Here is a 16,278-nt window from a genome sequence, read left to right on the forward strand (position 1 = left end):
GCCGCGCTCCTGCTTAGGCATGGGTACTTTTTAACAGGTGGTGTCTGTCAGCTTGCTGAACCCGCCAGCCTCAGGAAGTACAGGCGACAGTCGGTCGCTTCAGACGCACCAGCACCAACCCGGCCACGACCACGGCTATGCCCGCGTAGGTCGATGCATGGATCACGTCGCCAAACATCAACGCCGCCCACACCAATGTCACCGGCGGTTCCAGATACACCAGCGTCGCCACATGGGTGGCGGTCATCACCCGCAGCAGCATCCACAGGCTCAAATAGGCGACGAAGGTGGAGAACAGAGTCAACCAGACAATCGAGATCAGTACGTTGGTGTCATGGGGAATACTCAGGGTGTCGGTGTAGATCACGGCCGCGGTAAAACCTATCAAGGTCAACAGCGACTGGATAAACAGAGGCAACACCAACCCGCAGTCCTGGGCCTGCACCGAGCGACGCTCGTACAAGGTCGCCAGTGTCAGTCCCAGTGCCGATACCAGGGGCAACAGGTACATGACCAGCCCGACATCCTGCCCGCCACCACCGTACTGCCCGGCAATCACAATCGACACACCGACAAAGCCGATCACCAACCCCACCCATTGCCAGCCGCCACTGCGCTCGGAGGCCATGCCCGTCGACAATGCCGCCGTCATCAATGGCTGCAACGCCGCAATAATCGCCGCGATCCCGGGTGGTAGGCCGTTCTGGATGGCGACGTAGACGCAGCTCAAATAGAGAAACTGCGACAGGAACCCGACAACCGCGTGATGGCGGAGTTGCTGCCAGGTCACCTCCAGCAACCGCCTATTCAGGAACAGCGCCAGGCACAGCGAGACCAGCAGGAAACGCCAGAACAGCAGATTGAACGCTCCACCACCCTGGGTGCCGAGCTTGGCGCCGATAAAGCCTGAACTCCACGACAAAACGAAAACCGCCTGCAACAGCAGCAGCCCCAAGGTAGATCGCTTCATATCGCCTCCCATCGCTGTGATTTGACTCAAAGGCTAAAGGCTGCACATGCTTGCGTATATTTGAATTACACGAACAATAAATCCGAAAAAACCGAATCATGACTAAACAACTGAATATCGAGCTGTTGCGCACCTTTCACGCCGTAGCGCGCTTTAAGCGCTTTAACGAGGCGGCCGAGCATGTGCACCGCAGCGCGTCCACCGTCACCACGCAAATCCAGAAGCTGGAGGATCAGGTCGGTCAGCGTCTGTTCAGCCGCAGTAACCAAGGCGTGGAGTTGACCCTGTACGGCCAGAAATTGCTGGGCGAAACCACCGAGTTTCTCAAGAGTCATGACCGCCTGCTGATTTCGCTGATGCCCCAGCGCATGCAGGGCAAGATCCGCCTGGGGGTGCCGGATACCTACGCGCCCGCCTTCATCCAGGAATTTTTACCGCGACTGATCGCTGACAACCCCCTGCTGGAACTGGAGATCGAAGCGCGCACCAGCGGTGAGTTACTGGACTTATTCATGGCCAACCAACTGGACCTGGCGATCACCGTCAGCGCGCACCCACTCGCACAAGGTGAACGCCTGGGGGCCGTGCAGCCGCTGTGGGTGGCGACCGAAGGCTTCAACTCGCCGCCGAACGTGCCATTACCCATCACTGTGCCCATCACTGGCTGCCCCTATCGCGCCGCAGCGCTGCAGTCGTTGAAGGATCATGGGGTCTACCACCGGCTACTGCTGGAAAGCCCCAACTCGTCTGCGGTCGAAGCCTGTGTACGCAGTGGCGTGGCGGTTGGCCTGATGGAGCAAAGCCGTATGGGCGAAGGGCTGATCCACATGTCAGAACTGCCACCTCTACCCGCGCAGCATCTGTACCTGATGTGCGATACCGGCAATGCGCTGGCGCTGCATGTGCATGAGCAAATCCGCCACTTCAAGGTCTGAACTGCGCCCACAAAAAAGCCCGCTGACCGTCACCGGTTCAGCGGGCTTTTTCGTGGGTGTTGCTTACAGCGCCAGGTCAGACGCCGGCTTGCTCGGCTCAGCCGCAGGCTTGGCAGCCTCGGTAGCCTGTGGAGCAGCCAGTTGCGGGATCGCTGGCGGTGGGGTCAGTTGCAGCACACCGGCGGTATAGGCCCATTCCTTGGCAACAGCCTCAGGGCTGTCGTTCAGCTTGGTACCGTAGCTTGGCACGATCTGGTGCAGTTTTTCCTGCCAGGCCGGGCTGGCTACCTTGTCCTTGAAGACCTTTTGCAGCACGGTCAGCATGATCGGAGCCGCGGTGGAAGCGCCTGGCGATGCACCCAACAGGCCGGCAATGGAGTTGTCGGCAGAGCTGACCACTTCGGTACCGAGTTTCAGCACGCCGCCCTGCTCTTCGTCACGCTTGATGATCTGCACGCGCTGGCCGGCTTGCCACAGGCGCCAGTCGGATTGCTTGGCGTTCGGGAAGTACTCTTGCAGCGCCTTGAAGCGGTCGTCATCCGACAGCATCAGTTGGCCGGCGAGGTACTCGACCAGTGGGTATTCACGAATACCGACTTTGGTCATGGGCCAGATGTTGTGGGTGGTGGTGCTGGTCAGCAGGTCCAGGTACGAGCCTTCTTTCAGGAACTTGGTCGAGAAGGTTGCGAATGGGCCAAACAGGATCACGCGCTTGCCATCCAGCACGCGGGTGTCCAGGTGCGGAACCGACATCGGTGGCGAACCGACCGAGGCTTTACCGTAGGCCTTGGCCAGGTGCTGCTCGGCGATAGTTGGGTTATCGGTTACCAGGAACGAACCGCCTACAGGGAAACCGGCGTATTCCTTGGCTTCAGGAATGCCCGACTTCTGCAGCAGGTGCAGGGCACCGCCGCCGGCGCCGATGAACACGAACTTGGCGTCGGTTTCAGTCTTGGTGCCGTCTTTCAGGTTTTTGTAGCTCACACGCCACGAACCGTCGTCGTTGCGGGTGATGTCCTGCACTTCGCTCGACAGTTTCAGATCGAACTTCGGCGTGGTTTGCAGGTGAGCGACGAACTGGCGGGTGATCTCGCCGAAGTTCACGTCGGTGCCGATTGGGCTCCAGGTGGCCGCGATCTTCTGCTTCGGATCACGCCCTTCCATCATCAGCGGAACCCACTTGGCGATCTGCGCCGGGTCTTCGGAGTACTGCATACCGGCGAACAGCGGGCTCGCTTGCAGGGCTTCGTAGCGTTTTTTCAGGAACTTGATGTTGTCATCGCCCCACACAAAGCTCATGTGCGGCGTGGAGTTGATGAACGAACGCGGGTTCTTCAACACGCCCTGCTGAACCTGCCAGGACCAGAACTGACGGGAGATCTGGAACGCTTCGTTGATCTCGACCGCTTTCGGGATCTCAACGTTGCCGTTCTTGTCTTCCGGGGTGTAGTTCAGCTCAGCCAGGGCCGAGTGACCGGTACCTGCGTTGTTCCAGCCGTTGGAGCTTTCTTCGGCCACGCCATCGAGGCGCTCGACCATTTCCATCGACCAATCCGGTTCCAGCTCATTGAGCCAGACACCCAGGGTTGCACTCATGATGCCGCCGCCGATCAGCAGCACATCGACTTTCTTTGCCTCTTCCGCTTGCGCGGACGTGATCCCCATCGACAAAGCCAGCCCCAGCAGGGCAGTGTTTACTTTTTTAAACATCAGTAGCACCTATGATAAAACGCCATCCGCCCTACCGCCCCCCGTCATGGGCGACCCTCGATCACGCTACGTCAGGCAACGTCGCGCGGGGTCTGCACATGCACATGAGGACTGCAGGGTGGGCACACAAGGCCGGTTGAGCGACCTCACTGTTATGTCCCTTCTGCGCTGACTTCTTATCATTATTGGCTCAGCTACCTGGGCAACAGCCAACCGCTGGGACGTATACGGGTGTACGCACCAGGGAAAGCCTAGACCAAGACGGCGCGCAGAATATCACGCTAAACAGCGTTTATGCGCCGTTTGGCCAATTGACAGGCCCAAATCGCGGCTTTTAATGCGCCGGTGTCAAGCCTGACAGCCGCGACCTGCGGTCACAGGCCTGGAACTCTGGCGCAAATGGCGGTTCTAGACACCTTCGCCGTTGCCTGCGTAGCATCGGCGGCTGTCCTTCGTGCACACCTTCCACATAGAGTTACCCATGACTACCCAGCAAACACCCGGGCACGTACTGCCCGCGCGCAGCGCCGCGAAAATGGAAGCGGCCATGGCCGTAGGCGCCTTCGCGATCGGCACCGGCGAATTCGCCATCATGGGCCTGATGCCCGACATCGCCCAGAACCTGGGGTTAAGCGAACCCCAGGTCGGCCACGCCATCAGCGCCTATGCCCTCGGCGTGATGGTCGGCGCCCCACTGCTGGCCATCCTCGGCGCCAAGCTGCTGCGCAAACACATGCTGCTGTTGCTGATGGGCCTGTACGCCCTGGGCAACTTCGCCACCGCCTTCACCCCCACCTTCGGCTCGCTGGTGGCCTTCCGCTTTATCAGCGGCCTGCCCCACGACGCCTACTTCGGCATCGCCGCCGTGGTTGCCTCCAGCATGGTGCCCACCGACAAACGCGCCGGCGCCGTAGCCCGCGTGATGATGGGCCTGACCCTGGCCATGCTGCTCGGCAACCCCATCGCCACCTTCCTCGGCCAACACCTGGGCTGGCGCTCGGCGTTCGCCCTGGTCAGCGTGATCGCCCTGCTCACCATCGCCCTGGTGTGGCAATTCGTGCCCCACCGCCACGACGAACAACGCAGCGACCCACGCAAAGAACTGCGCGCCTTCACCAAACCCCAGGTATGGATGGCCCTGTCCATCGGCGCGATTGGCTTTGCCGGGATGTTCTGCGTATTCAGCTATCTCGCGCCGACCATGCTGGAAGTGACCAAGGTCTCGCCGCAGTGGATTCCGTTTGGCCTTGCCGCGTTCGGCGTCGGCGGCATCATCGGCAACATTGCCGGTGGCAAGCTGTTTGATCGCATGCAGTTCCGGGCGGTGGGCTTGATATTGGTGTGGTCGATGGCCGTGCTGCTGTTCTTCCCCTTCGCCGCGGCGTCGCTGTGGGGCGTGCTGCTGAGCATGGGACTGGTTGGCACCATGGTTGCGCTGGCAGCACCGTTGCAGATTCGCCTGATGGACATAGCACACGAAGCGCCGAGCTTGGCGGCAGCGTCTAACCATGCCGCGTTCAACCTGGCAAATGCCCTGGGCCCGTGGTTTGGCGGCATGGCCATAACTGCCGGCCTTGGCTGGACCAGCACCGGCTACATCGGCGCCGCAACAGCCCTGGTCGGCCTGGGCCTCTACCTGATTGCCCGGCGTATGAAAGGCGGCCACTAGGCTCTCTGTAGGAGCGAGCTTGCTCGCGAAAATCGCCAACGATAACGCGGGCATCCTGATTCACCACCGCGCCCTCAAGTTTTCCGCGAGCAAGCTCGCTCCTACACGTCATCACTCAAGCGGGCTGCACAGCAGCCCAGCGCGGCATCAATCATCACGCAACAACCCCGAACCATACTCCCCGCCCACTGCCAACAAAATTCATCTTGGCAGCTTCGCTGGAGCTACGGTCGCCAAACGCCTGACCACTGAAGATCAAACTGTGGGAGGGGGCTTGCTCCCGATTGCCATGTGTCAGTCAACACACCACTGACTGCCTCACCACCCTCATCAATCATCATGCAACAACCCCGCCCCATACTCCCCATAACTACTCCCCAACCCACTGCCACCAAAATTCATCTTGGCGGCTTTGCTGGGGCTGTGGTCCCCAAACGACTGGCATCCGCCTGAAAAGCACGGGTCACTGCTCACGGCTGGTGAAGATGAACAAGCACTCAACAGCAACGTGCCGGCGATCATCACAACTTTGACGAGGTTCGAGATCATGGTTTCAACTCCCTATGGGCTGGAGGCGCTGGGGTCCTCTCTTGCAGGCAATCGTAGGCCTCAAAGGCGCAGGGAATTATGAAACTTTGCGGGGGGACAGCATGAGTTCAGGTTGCCGCCTTGGGGTAAGGCGGCGGGGTTGGTTGTCAGGCTTTGACTGGAGCGGTCACAGGCGCAACTTGCTCCTGGGCTCGGTCAACAAGCAGCGAACTCAACTCGATTAACTGCTGAATGCCCAAGGCGATGGCGCGCTGGGAGTCGTCGAGGTCGAACGCCAGGGTGGCGGCCATTTCGTTAGCGGATGCCAGGTTTTCGGTGGCATTGGCCAGGAGGGTTTCAGGGTCGAGGGTTGGGTTTACGAGGAATAGGTTGTTGCTTGGGCGTTCGACGGGCGCAGCTTCGTCGGATGGGGGCAAGTGATGATGGATTGCTCGGTGAGCTGCGGCTTGAAGCTTGGGAACAGAAAATGCAGCGTTTGAAGCATAAGGCGGATTAGGTGTGACCTTGTACATGGCGAAGCTCCTTTAGCGTTTAAGGAACTGCCTATCTCACTTCCACATGAGGGGTGGCAGCTGTACGCAGGTGTGGAAGACCAGGGCTAAAGGACCCGGCGCACCGAAGTGCCCCGCGCACAGCCGCCATAAGCAATCATACAGACGTAAAAAAACGCCGGTAGGTGTTTATGCGCGATTGAGCGCCTTCAGCTTGGTCGGACTTCCACATCCGGCCGCTGGATTGCCAGCGGCTTGAGGAGGTTAGCTAGGGGAGGTCTGAGGGGCAAGCTGAGAAAATCGTAGGAAATCTCTTATGCATTATAGTGAGCTGCACTCGTCTTGTTTTACCGAATTAACCTTAGATACTGAACGTCTCTGTCTTAAGAGCGATAGTTACTGAGTCTACCCAAGCACTTTCACGCACAATTACAAACATCACAAACAAAACGCCTTTCCAAATAGCTCTTGCGCGACAACCATTATGTTACGCCAAGAGGCATCAAGTTCGTTTATATAAATGAACGAGTGTAGAGATACAGCTGCGATAGCAGGAACCCAAGCCAAAAATCTAAGCGCCCAAAGAGATCGCCCCAACATCCTTTCATTCTTTTTTAGTCCCCAAATAGCTGATCGCAAATACAGCCTAAGATCTTCAGGATAAATTTCGATCTTTTTTTCATGAGAGGAAAACAATAGCATTCTAGAGTGACAGATCCGTTTATACTGCAGTCTCTGTGCTGCAATAGTCTCAGCCATTATAAAAGAAGTGAGTGTAACACCCAGCACTAAAACAGTACTCTCAAACACATTTTCAGCTTTCACAATGGCAATCAAGACAATTAGCGAAATAGGAATACTCAAAACCTTACCACTAATATCGCTTATTAGCTTTGACAATTGATCCGCAATACTCAACTCAGCAGAACCAACTTCCTGCTTAGCCTTATGAAAAGAAAATCCACTTAAATAAGTATCCAGATTATTATTATAAAGCCTTAAAAACTCATCCCACTTTAAAACTAAAAGCTTAAATCTTTCTCTCGCATCAATTGACTCTTTAGAAAACTCCACAAGCGAAGCTCGGAAAATAGACCTTTCCTTAACAAGATGCGGATTCTTATCAAAATTCGACTCTAAAAGGGCAGTAATTAAATTTGAGTTTACGCTACACTTCAACAATTCTAAATCTATATTTGGTTGCAAAGCTATAGTTTTTGCGCCTTTAGCCCCATCATCCTCAACAAAAATGAGCTTATACTCTTCACCCCTCAACTTTTCATCATGATAATGAGCAAGATCTGCAAGACACATGATCAGTTGACAGATGGAATTAAGATTCCCTAAACGGGAATCTAAAAACTCTTCACCTTGAGAACAAACATCTTCATCAATTAGATATATTTCTTTTGGAAGTTTACCGCGCGCAATTGCCTTGCACTCAAGCAACAACTGCTGGAAGCCTTGATAAACATCAGCCTCGCCAGCGCCACTTAGCTTATAAGTAAATTCAAATCTTGACCAAACGTCTGGAATCTCGATTGTAGCGGCATCAATTTCTTTTCCATCAATCAAAATCTCATCAAACCGACCAGTTTGTGACGCCACAAGCTCCAATACTGCAGGTCCTACCTCCGCATTGAACTGCTCCGCAAGAAAACAGAACGAGCTTTTCGTTTGTAGCTTTGGTTTACCCAAAGCACGATAGGCCTTTGCAAACCTCACGGAGGAAGCCATTTTACTTATTCACCCCTTCATCTTTCTTTTCATTGATGGCAGCACGTATGACTGCTACAGCCTCCTCTGACAAATTATTAAGTATCAATTTACGATCCTTTTCTAAAAAAAGAATCTCAGAATTGACATCCTCACCTAACGCATCTCGATCAAACTTTAACTGCCAATTTTCGGCCTTAAAAGAAACATGGGTATATTTTTGCAGCGTTGCTTTGCTGAGCGGAAACTCAACTGGAACCCCTACAGCTTCGCTATTTAAATGTGCTACAAACTCACCAGCCAAATCATCTGCTTGCCCTTCGTAAGTCGCGGGAAAAAACTGCCTGGCTATAGCTTCAACTTCAGTTAGCTTGACAGAATCACCCGACTCCCTTTTCTTCTCCAGGTAATGTAACACTTGGTCCTTCATCTCCAATCGACGCGGATAAAGATCCGGCCTTTCTCTAAAAAACTGTGTACTTTCCAAAATTAAGTTTTTAGTCGCTTGGGAGGAAGCGCTACCGACCATACACCCTAAAGAATTAACAAAATAACCCGCTGCCGAACGACCCGATGTCTGACTTAAGAAACTTAGGTAGTTCAACTCAAGACGCTCACCTTCATCAGCCGCCACATACTTACCATAACGTTCGAAATTTATTCGCGCAGCTTGATAAAGGCTGTTCAAATCAAGCTCAATCAATTCCTCCGGCTCTAAATTCTCATTTAGGCGCAGACCGTCTCGCTTTTTAAGCATAGCTATCAAAAAAAACCGACCTTGAGCACTTTCATAGTCTACAAACAAAATATATCCGCCAGAAGCAGCTGGCAGTGGTTTTGCAGTCGCGTGCAATTCCCCCATTGCAGATTGCGTCAGCTCCATGAATGACTTTTCTGCAAGATCGGGCTGAGAAAAATATGCATGAAAATCTTTCGGATACTCGCTTGCAGTTTTTTTTGCAAAAGTACCATAGTGAGCGTTGTTATTTTTCTTGCCGTATATACCTACTGCACCTTCTATCAACTTTAATACCGCTGGGACAGCTAAATCAAAGACAACATTCCGAATATTAGAATCAAGAATATCTTTATATTGCTCTTTAACCAGTTCGTGTACTACAGCAAAATTTACTTTCGTTTCCATACGTGCTCCTGGCGAATGAGATAATCACGTTTTATTTTGAAAGCACGTGATAGCAAAAAGACTTCATCATACGAGCGTTAGTAAATTCTGCATAGCCAGCGGAACCGAGTGTCACTTGGCACTGCATACCGCGACAACTGACGCATCCAGCATAGCCTAAAAGACAAAGAACTGTATGCATAAACAGTAAAAATCACAAGCCCGATTGAGCCTCCCGAATCCCGGGAGCTCAGTCCTTCTCAACACCTTCTTTGCACATGAATTCTAGCGGCTGTAGAGGTCAGATCACGTTATCCAGTCTTTCAAACTAGAGAAACAGCGCACATATCACTTCCGGATACACCTCTCGACGACCAGCTGATTCGAGCCAACGCACCACGGTGTAAGATGAGCACAAGCGTTCACCATCGAGGCCATCATGACTGGATTATCCCTAAACCTGCCAGAAGACCTATCCAACTCTTTCGCCGACCTGGACAAAACCAACGGTCAGACAGCGAGCTACCTTGCGATGGACGTTCTTCGCGACTACATCGAACACGAGAAAACGCTGACCGCCCAAATCGAGCTGGCAGTAAAGGAAGCCAACGAAGGCAAATTCGCCACCGATGACCAAGTGGCGTCCATGCGCGCTAGGTGCTGGAGCCGGAATGCAGGTTGAGTGGCTTGAAAAAGCACTCAAAAATCTGGAAGACGAAGTGAACTATGTCGCTCTCAAAAATCCAAAAGCCGCTGACGACTTCTCGGATGCCATTTTCGCCAGCGTCGACAGGCTGGCTCAGCTTCCTTCCATGGGACGTGAAGGTCGGGTGAAACACACCCACGATGGACAGCTCCCAACTGGTCCTATCTGATCCCGTACAGAGCTCGGGGTGATCGACTGCAGATCCTTGGCGTATTCCACACACGGCAACGGCCTCGTTCGAAGCGGTAATGCGCGCAAAACTTGCCTCTCCGACCCCCAAGATCCATTCGTGATAAGTGGAGGCCAGCCGGGAGAAGTCCTGAAAACAAACCTATCTCATGAAACAGGATTCCGATAAGCTTCACGCAGTAGAATCGAAACAGTTAATGGCGACGCAGGAAGCAAAGCGACGAGCGCTCAGAACAACAAAGCGTTTGGTGATTATTGATAAACAATGGCGGATTTTAACTCTATAAACGGGCTAAAAAACCTCAATAAAATATTCAAGGATGAAAAAATCATGGCAATTCGAACGATACCCAGCAATGGCGCTTGGGATTTAGCAGTAAGCCTCGACAAACACATTATTCGTTCCGTACCAATTGGCTACAATGATTATGGACACATGCAATTTGACACCGAAAGAACAGACATTGGTGAAGCCGTATTCCAACTAAAATATCGCTTTGACTTTACAAAAGTAGAATACATAGCCAATCAAATAATAGCAGCATTAAATAGTCAACCATTCCCGAAAATCGAAGTTGTAATTCCAATGCCTGCAAGCAAAGTTCGCGCAAAACAACCAGTAACTGAAATCGCCAAAAAAGTGGCCGAATTACTGGGAATTTACTGTAGCGAAGACACTTTAGAAAAAATAAAACCTACGGGTGCAATGAAGGACCTGGAAACATATGCTGAGCGTTCCGCAGCCCTAGATGGATGCTTCGAAATTCGTGATAAGATCAGCAGAGGGCCATGGAATGCACTTCTAATAGATGACCTATATGATACTGGCGCATCATTAGAAGCCGCGTGCAATAAACTTAGACAAAACACCAACATCAAAAACATATCTGTCGTCGCCATAACCCGGAGACATTAAATGTCAAAAGTATTTATTTCTGGCTCCATAAACATCAAAAGCCTTGATGAAAAAGTAAAATCAAGGCTAAACAATGTTATTGCGTCCGGACTAGACGTTCTAATCGGCGATGCTGGTGGTGTTGACAAATCCGTTCAGCAATACTTCAAGCAACATAATTTTGCTGAGGTAACTGTATACTGTACTGGTAGTGTCCCAAGAAACAACGACGGTCAATGGCCTGTCGTGAATGTTGAACCACCTGTTAAAACAAAATCCAGAGCCTATTTTACGGCCAAAGATTTGAAAATGGCTGACGACTCTGATTTTGGACTTATGATCTGGGATTGCAAGAGCCCCGGAACTTTGAGCAACGTAATAGAATTACTTAAGAAAAAGAAGAAGTCTGTTGTTTACGTATCTTCAGAAAAATCGTTCTTCAACATAACCAACACATCAGATCTTAAAAAACTGGTTATGCTGATGGATGAAGACGCCCTACTAGAAGCAAACAAAAAAGTATCCCTCGATAAAAAACTCGCGTCACTCGACGAAAACTACCCGGTATCACGTGAAAATGAAAAGCAGATAATTTACGACAAAATAAAAGAGCATAGAGATATCATCGCAAAACACGAGTTAGAAATTTTATCCCTGCAGGAAAAACTTGACAAAACTCTTGAACCAACTGATGACATGTTCACAAGTTAGAAATCATTCAAAACCGCATGCAAATCGCAGCCACTAACTAACATACTCATGCGATTACGAAGTAGAGCGAATCAAGAACGCAAACTTCCACGAATTCGCTCTCTTCATTCAAAAAAAGTATCTTTTATTGAGTTAATTATTCTCTGCGCTCGGGTTGATCGAGATGGTGACGGCGAAAAGGGATTACGCCCCCACAGGAATATCATAGGGTTTGAACCGCACAACCTCCTCACCATGCCAGTCATTCACCTGCACCATACGCGCCTGTGGACGGGCAAAAAACGGGGACAGATTATTTAATATTTAGGTCTCGCATCGCACGATCAACACCCAGCCTCCTCCGATCCATTCCTGATAAACTGCCCACCCTTCGCATTCTCCATCCAAGACTCCAATGCCTTCAGCCATAGCTCCACCGCAAGCCCTCTCCCGCCGCTTCTCCGTCGCCCCCATGATGGACTGGACTGACCGCCACTGCCGGTTCTTCCTACGCCTGCTCTCCAAACACGCCCTGCTCTACACCGAGATGGTCACCACCGGCGCTATCCTCCACGGCGACCACGAGCGCTTCCTGCGCCACAACGAAGCCGAGCACCCGCTGGCACTGCAATTGGGCGGCAGTGTTCCGGCTGATCTGGCCGCCTGTGCCCGTATGGCCGAGGCCGCAGGCTACGACGAAGTGAACCTGAACGTCGGCTGCCCCAGCGACCGGGTGCAGAACAACATGATCGGCGCGATCCTCATGGCGCACCCTGCCCTGGTGGCGGACTGTGTGAAGGCCATGCGCGATGCGGTGTCGATTCCGGTGACGGTAAAGCACCGTATCGGCATCAATGGCCGGGACAGTTATGCCGAGCTGTGTGATTTCGTCGGGACAGTGAAGGATGCCGGTTGCACCAGTTTTACCGTGCATGCGCGGATTGCGATTCTGGAGGGGCTGTCGCCCAAGGAGAACCGGGACATTCCGCCGTTGCGTTATGACGTGGCGGAGCAGTTGAAGCGGGATTTTCCGGGGTTGGAGATTAATCTCAATGGTGGGATCAAGACGTTGGAGCAGTGCCAGGAGCATTTGCAGACGTTCGATGGGGTGATGCTGGGGCGGGAGGCTTATCACAATCCGTATCTGTTGGCGGAGGTGGATCAGCGGTTGTTTGGCAGTGAGGCGCCGGTGATTAGTCGGGCGCAGGTGTTGGTGCAGTTGCGGCCTTATATTGCTGAGCATTTGGCCAGTGGTGGGACGATGCACCATATTACTCGGCATGTGTTGGGGTTGGGTACTGGGTTTCCGGGGGCTCGTAAGTTCAGGCAGTTGTTGTCCGTGGATATTCATAAAGCGGCGGATCCGTTGGCGTTGCTGGATCAGGCTGGGGAATTGTTGGAAGGGCGGTGACTGGGTAGCTTGCAGCGGGTCAGTTCGTTATGGGTTGACTGACATACTGCAATCGGGGGCAAGCCCCCTCCCACATTTGGTGCGGCGTGTGGCGATGAAGGCGCTATCGGGCAGTTGGGTTGAACCTGCCAGCGATTTTGCCCTCCTATTGAACACCACTGCCGGTAATTCAAACGGCCGTTTCCAGGTTATTGCCCCCGCAAACGACCTAACGCATTTGCGCCCTTGAGCGCCTGCCAGCGCTCGGGTAATGTCATCAGACCCACAGGACAGAGCACGCCCATGACTTCCAAGCTGGAACAACTCAAGCAATTCACCACCGTCGTAGCCGATACCGGCGATTTTTCTACCCTCGCCAAGCTCAAGCCGCAGGACGCTACCACCAACCCTTCCCTGCTGCTCAAGGCTGCGTCGATCCCTGGCTATGCCAAGCTGCTGGATGAGTGTGTACAGGACTGCAACGGCGATGTGGGCCTGGCCAGTGACCGTTTTGCCGTGGCGGTCGGCCAGGAGATCCTTAAAGTAGTGCCGGGCCGTATTTCCACTGAGGTGGATGCGCGCCTGTCGTTCGACGAGGCGGCCATTCTCAAGCGTGCGCACCGTCTGATCGACCTGTACGACAAAGCCGGGGTCAGCCGCGATCGCGTGCTGATCAAAATCGCCTCCACCTGGGAAGGCATCCGCGCCGCGGAGAAGCTGGAAAAAGAAGGCATCCAGACCAACCTGACGCTGCTGTTCTCTTTCGCCCAGGCCGTGGCCTGCGCTGAAGCCGGTGTGTTCCTGATTTCGCCGTTCGTGGGCCGTATCTACGATTGGTACAAGAAGGCCAACGGCAACGACTACACCGGTTCCGATGACCCAGGCGTGCAGTCGGTGACGCGCATCTACAACTACTACAAGGCCAATGGCTACAAGACTGTGGTGATGGGCGCGAGCTTCCGTAACCTGAGCCAGATTGAAGAGCTGGCCGGGTGTGACCGCCTGACCATCAGCCCGGACCTGCTGGAGAAGCTGGCGGCGGATGAAGGCAAGCTGGAGCGCAAGCTGGCGCCAGGCCATGCCGGTGAGGCCCGCGTGCATATGACTGAAGCGCAGTTCCGTTGGGAGTCTAACGAGGATGCGATGGCGACTGAAAAGCTGGCCGAGGGCATTCGCCAGTTTGCTCGGGATCAGGAGAAGCTGGAGGCGTTGTTGTCGGCCAAGCTGTAAGGGCAGATAGCAGCAAAAAGGGCGGCACCTGTGAGGGTGCCGCCCTTTTTTGTGTGCGCCAGCCTCAAGCCAGTCGCAGATCAACTGCGGGAGGGGGCTTGCTCCCGATTGCGGACTGTCAGCTGGATATGTGCCGACTGATACACCGCTATCGGGAGCAAGCCCCCTCCCACATGGGTATGTGTTTGGTCAGAGAAGCCGTCAGTGGCGCTCGAGGGCGTTGACCAGGTCGTGGAAGGCTTCGCGGTTGGACTCGTTGAGGCCCATGAGGATCTTGTGCGCTTCCAGCACCTTGACCCGTACGATCTCTTCGGACTGGTCTTGCGACGGCAGGTCGGTGAGGCATTCCGGGCAAGGGATTGGGCGGTCAACGATGTTGAACACCTGGTCGAAGCCCATGGACTGCAACAGACGGGTGATGTCTTCGTGGGTGGTGACGACCGTCGGCAACAGGCCGACCTTCTGTCGCGACAGAATGGACAGCTTGGCCAACAGCCCCAGGGTGGTGCTGTCGATGCTGCGGGTTTCGGTCAGATCGATCACGATCGCCGAGAAGTTCAGCGCTGTGAAGATCCGCTCAATCGTCGCATCCAGCGCCGAACACAAGGTCAGGCGCACTTCGCCGACAAACTTGAGGACGAAGGTCCCGTCTTGCTCGGCGAATTGGATTCTTCCGGTACTCATCAAAGATTCCTGCTCAACACCAATAGGGCGATATCATCCGGCATCTCCCCTAGCGTGGCCAATCCAAAAACCTGCCGCAGGCCATCCAGGCTGCCGCCCGCCGACTTGACCTTTTGGGGCAAGGCGGCTTCTTTCTCTTTGAGTGTAGGCTCTGGCAAAAGGTCCAGGATGCCGTCGGACATCAGCGTCAGGCTGAAGGTCGGCGGCAGTTCCAGGATGTGGTCTTCGTAGGTGGCTTCATTGAACAAGCCTACGGGCAGGCCACGCCCTTCCAGGTAGCGCACACTGTCAGGAGTGTACAAAACAGGCATCGGCAGGTGGCCGCCAATGCTGTAGGTCAAAAGACCGGTTTCTTCATCGATCACGCCGCCAACCATCGTCACGTGCTTGCCCAGCTTACAGCTGATCAGGCCCCGGTTGATGTGGCCCAGCACCTCGGAGGGGGTGAACTCCGGCAAGGTGCCATTGCGCTTGGACTCGAACAACAGCCGTGTGGTCATGAACTTCAACAACACGGTCACAAAGGCAGAAGAGGCGCCATGGCCGGAAACGTCGGCCAGGTAGAACGCCACGCGTCGCTCATCGACGCGGAAGTAGTCGACAAAATCACCCGACAGGTACAACGACGGGATGATCTGGTGGGCAAACTTGAACTCATCGATGCTCCAGGGGCTCACCGGCAGCATGTTCATCTGTACCTGGCGACCGGCGTTCTGGTCTTCCTGGAGCAGATTCAGGCTGGCTTCGAGCTCGCGGTTGGCGGTCTCGAGCTTTTCGCGGTAGCGCTGGTTTTCCAGGAGCAGGCGGGCACGGTCCAGGGCGCGGCGCACCGAGTGCTCCAGCACGGCCAGGTCTTCCAGGGGCTTGATCAGGTAATCGGCAGCGCCCAGGCGCAGGGCTTCCACGGCATCGTTCATGACCCCGGCACCGGACACGACAATCACCGGCGTCTGCGGGGCAAGCTCGGTCACCTGGCGAATCAGCTCCAGGCCGCCCATCTGGGGCATGCGCAGGTCGCAGATCACAAGGTCGGGCTTGTCGCGCTCGAATACCTGGAGACCCTGTTGGCCATTACTGGCCTGCAGGACGCTGAAGCCACTGTCTTCCAAATAGGCCGCGAGGCTCGCGCGCACTACTTCGTCGTCATCGATTATCAGCAGCGTGGCACTGGTTTTTTGCATGTGGGCAAACGGCGCCAGAATTAGGTTGGCGTAGGCGGCTCGGCAATGGCCGGACTCGCGTACTGGATTCGCTTTCTAGCCTCTCTGTCCTACAAAGCATTGGGATTTCGCCCATGCACAACGGTAAAGCAGAGGTGCCCTTCTAAGGCG

At 54.2% G+C, this 16,278-nt stretch carries 15 protein-coding genes and 1 pseudogene; 8 read left to right on the plus strand and 8 right to left on the minus strand.

Annotation, left to right across the window (positions count from 1 at the left end; genetic code table 11):
• Nucleotides 1-70: 70 nt before the first annotated feature.
• Entirely contained in the window at nucleotides 71-970 is a 900-nt protein-coding gene (locus tag BLU48_RS17310; protein ID WP_057022115.1) for a DMT family transporter, read from the minus strand.
• A 98-nt stretch (nucleotides 971-1,068) separates the two neighbouring features.
• Here BLU48_RS17310 and BLU48_RS17315 point away from each other — a divergent pair, with 98 nt between their 5' ends.
• Entirely contained in the window at nucleotides 1,069-1,905 is an 837-nt protein-coding gene (locus BLU48_RS17315) for a LysR family transcriptional regulator (protein ID WP_057022114.1), read from the plus strand.
• A 63-nt stretch (nucleotides 1,906-1,968) separates the two neighbouring features.
• Here the strand turns inward: BLU48_RS17315 and mqo are convergent, their stop codons facing one another.
• Nucleotides 1,969-3,615 carry a malate dehydrogenase (quinone) gene (mqo, locus tag BLU48_RS17320; protein ID WP_057013357.1) on the minus strand — a complete coding sequence of 549 codons (1,647 nt, stop codon included), beginning with the start codon at nucleotides 3,613-3,615 and terminating at the stop codon, nucleotides 1,969-1,971.
• Between the two features lie 481 nt (nucleotides 3,616-4,096).
• Here mqo and BLU48_RS17325 point away from each other — a divergent pair, with 481 nt between their 5' ends.
• Nucleotides 4,097-5,284, plus strand: coding sequence for an MFS transporter (locus tag BLU48_RS17325; protein ID WP_057022113.1), 1,188 nt, complete (start codon nucleotides 4,097-4,099; stop codon nucleotides 5,282-5,284).
• A 330-nt stretch (nucleotides 5,285-5,614) separates the two neighbouring features.
• On the opposite strand, the gene BLU48_RS17330 is transcribed toward BLU48_RS17325, so the two are convergent.
• The 4 genes from BLU48_RS17330 to BLU48_RS17345 form a co-directional block, all read right to left on the minus strand.
• The gene (locus BLU48_RS17330; protein WP_082636618.1) at nucleotides 5,615-5,833 is read right to left on the minus strand and encodes a hypothetical protein; all 219 of its coding nucleotides are present in this window, start codon (nucleotides 5,831-5,833) and stop codon (nucleotides 5,615-5,617) included.
• 146 nt (nucleotides 5,834-5,979) lie between these two features.
• The gene (locus tag BLU48_RS17335) at nucleotides 5,980-6,345 is read right to left on the minus strand and encodes a DUF6124 family protein (protein ID WP_057022112.1); all 366 of its coding nucleotides are present in this window, start codon (nucleotides 6,343-6,345) and stop codon (nucleotides 5,980-5,982) included.
• A 417-nt stretch (nucleotides 6,346-6,762) separates the two neighbouring features.
• Entirely contained in the window at nucleotides 6,763-8,061 is a 1,299-nt protein-coding gene (locus tag BLU48_RS17340) for a hypothetical protein (protein WP_057022111.1), read from the minus strand.
• Between the two features lies 1 nt (nucleotide 8,062).
• Entirely contained in the window at nucleotides 8,063-9,184 is a 1,122-nt protein-coding gene (locus BLU48_RS17345; protein ID WP_057022110.1) for a nucleoid-associated protein, read from the minus strand.
• Nucleotides 9,185-9,602: 418 nt separating this feature from the next.
• Between BLU48_RS17345 and BLU48_RS17350 the strand changes: the two genes are divergently transcribed.
• The 6 genes and pseudogenes from BLU48_RS17350 to tal all read left to right on the plus strand — a co-directional run bounded on the left by BLU48_RS17350 (nucleotide 9,603) and on the right by tal (nucleotide 14,263).
• Nucleotides 9,603-9,845: a hypothetical protein gene (locus tag BLU48_RS17350; RefSeq protein ID WP_057022109.1), complete on the plus strand. Its 243-nt coding sequence runs from the start codon at nucleotides 9,603-9,605 to the stop codon at nucleotides 9,843-9,845.
• A pseudogene (locus tag BLU48_RS17355) lies at nucleotides 9,835-10,118 on the plus strand (type II toxin-antitoxin system RelE/ParE family toxin). The gene BLU48_RS17350 and the pseudogene BLU48_RS17355 overlap by 11 nt, the downstream one beginning before the upstream one ends.
• Before the next feature lie 205 nt (nucleotides 10,119-10,323).
• Nucleotides 10,324-10,974: a ComF family protein gene (locus tag BLU48_RS17360; RefSeq protein WP_057022108.1), complete on the plus strand. Its 651-nt coding sequence runs from the start codon at nucleotides 10,324-10,326 to the stop codon at nucleotides 10,972-10,974.
• The gene (locus BLU48_RS17365) at nucleotides 10,975-11,664 is read left to right on the plus strand and encodes a hypothetical protein (protein WP_197678337.1); all 690 of its coding nucleotides are present in this window, start codon (nucleotides 10,975-10,977) and stop codon (nucleotides 11,662-11,664) included.
• Between the two features lie 394 nt (nucleotides 11,665-12,058).
• Nucleotides 12,059-13,054, plus strand: a complete 996-nt coding sequence (gene dusA / locus BLU48_RS17370) for a tRNA dihydrouridine(20/20a) synthase DusA (protein WP_057022107.1) — start codon at nucleotides 12,059-12,061, stop codon at nucleotides 13,052-13,054.
• Nucleotides 13,055-13,336: 282 nt separating this feature from the next.
• Nucleotides 13,337-14,263, plus strand: a complete 927-nt coding sequence (tal, locus tag BLU48_RS17375) for a transaldolase (protein ID WP_003189693.1) — start codon at nucleotides 13,337-13,339, stop codon at nucleotides 14,261-14,263.
• A gap of 201 nt (nucleotides 14,264-14,464) precedes the next feature.
• On the opposite strand, the gene rssC is transcribed toward tal, so the two are convergent.
• Nucleotides 14,465-14,947: an anti-sigma factor antagonist RssC gene (gene rssC, locus BLU48_RS17380; protein WP_010212025.1), complete on the minus strand. Its 483-nt coding sequence runs from the start codon at nucleotides 14,945-14,947 to the stop codon at nucleotides 14,465-14,467.
• A complete protein-coding gene (gene rssB / locus BLU48_RS17385; protein ID WP_005786210.1) occupies nucleotides 14,947-16,128 on the minus strand; it encodes a two-component system response regulator RssB in 1,182 nt (393 codons plus the stop codon). The genes rssC and rssB overlap by 1 nt, the downstream gene beginning before the upstream one ends.
• Between the last annotated feature and the right edge of the window lie 150 nt (nucleotides 16,129-16,278).

The sequence above is a fragment of the Pseudomonas synxantha genome (assembly GCF_900105675.1).
GTDB classification, from domain to species: Bacteria; Pseudomonadota; Gammaproteobacteria; order Pseudomonadales; family Pseudomonadaceae; genus Aquipseudomonas; species Aquipseudomonas synxantha.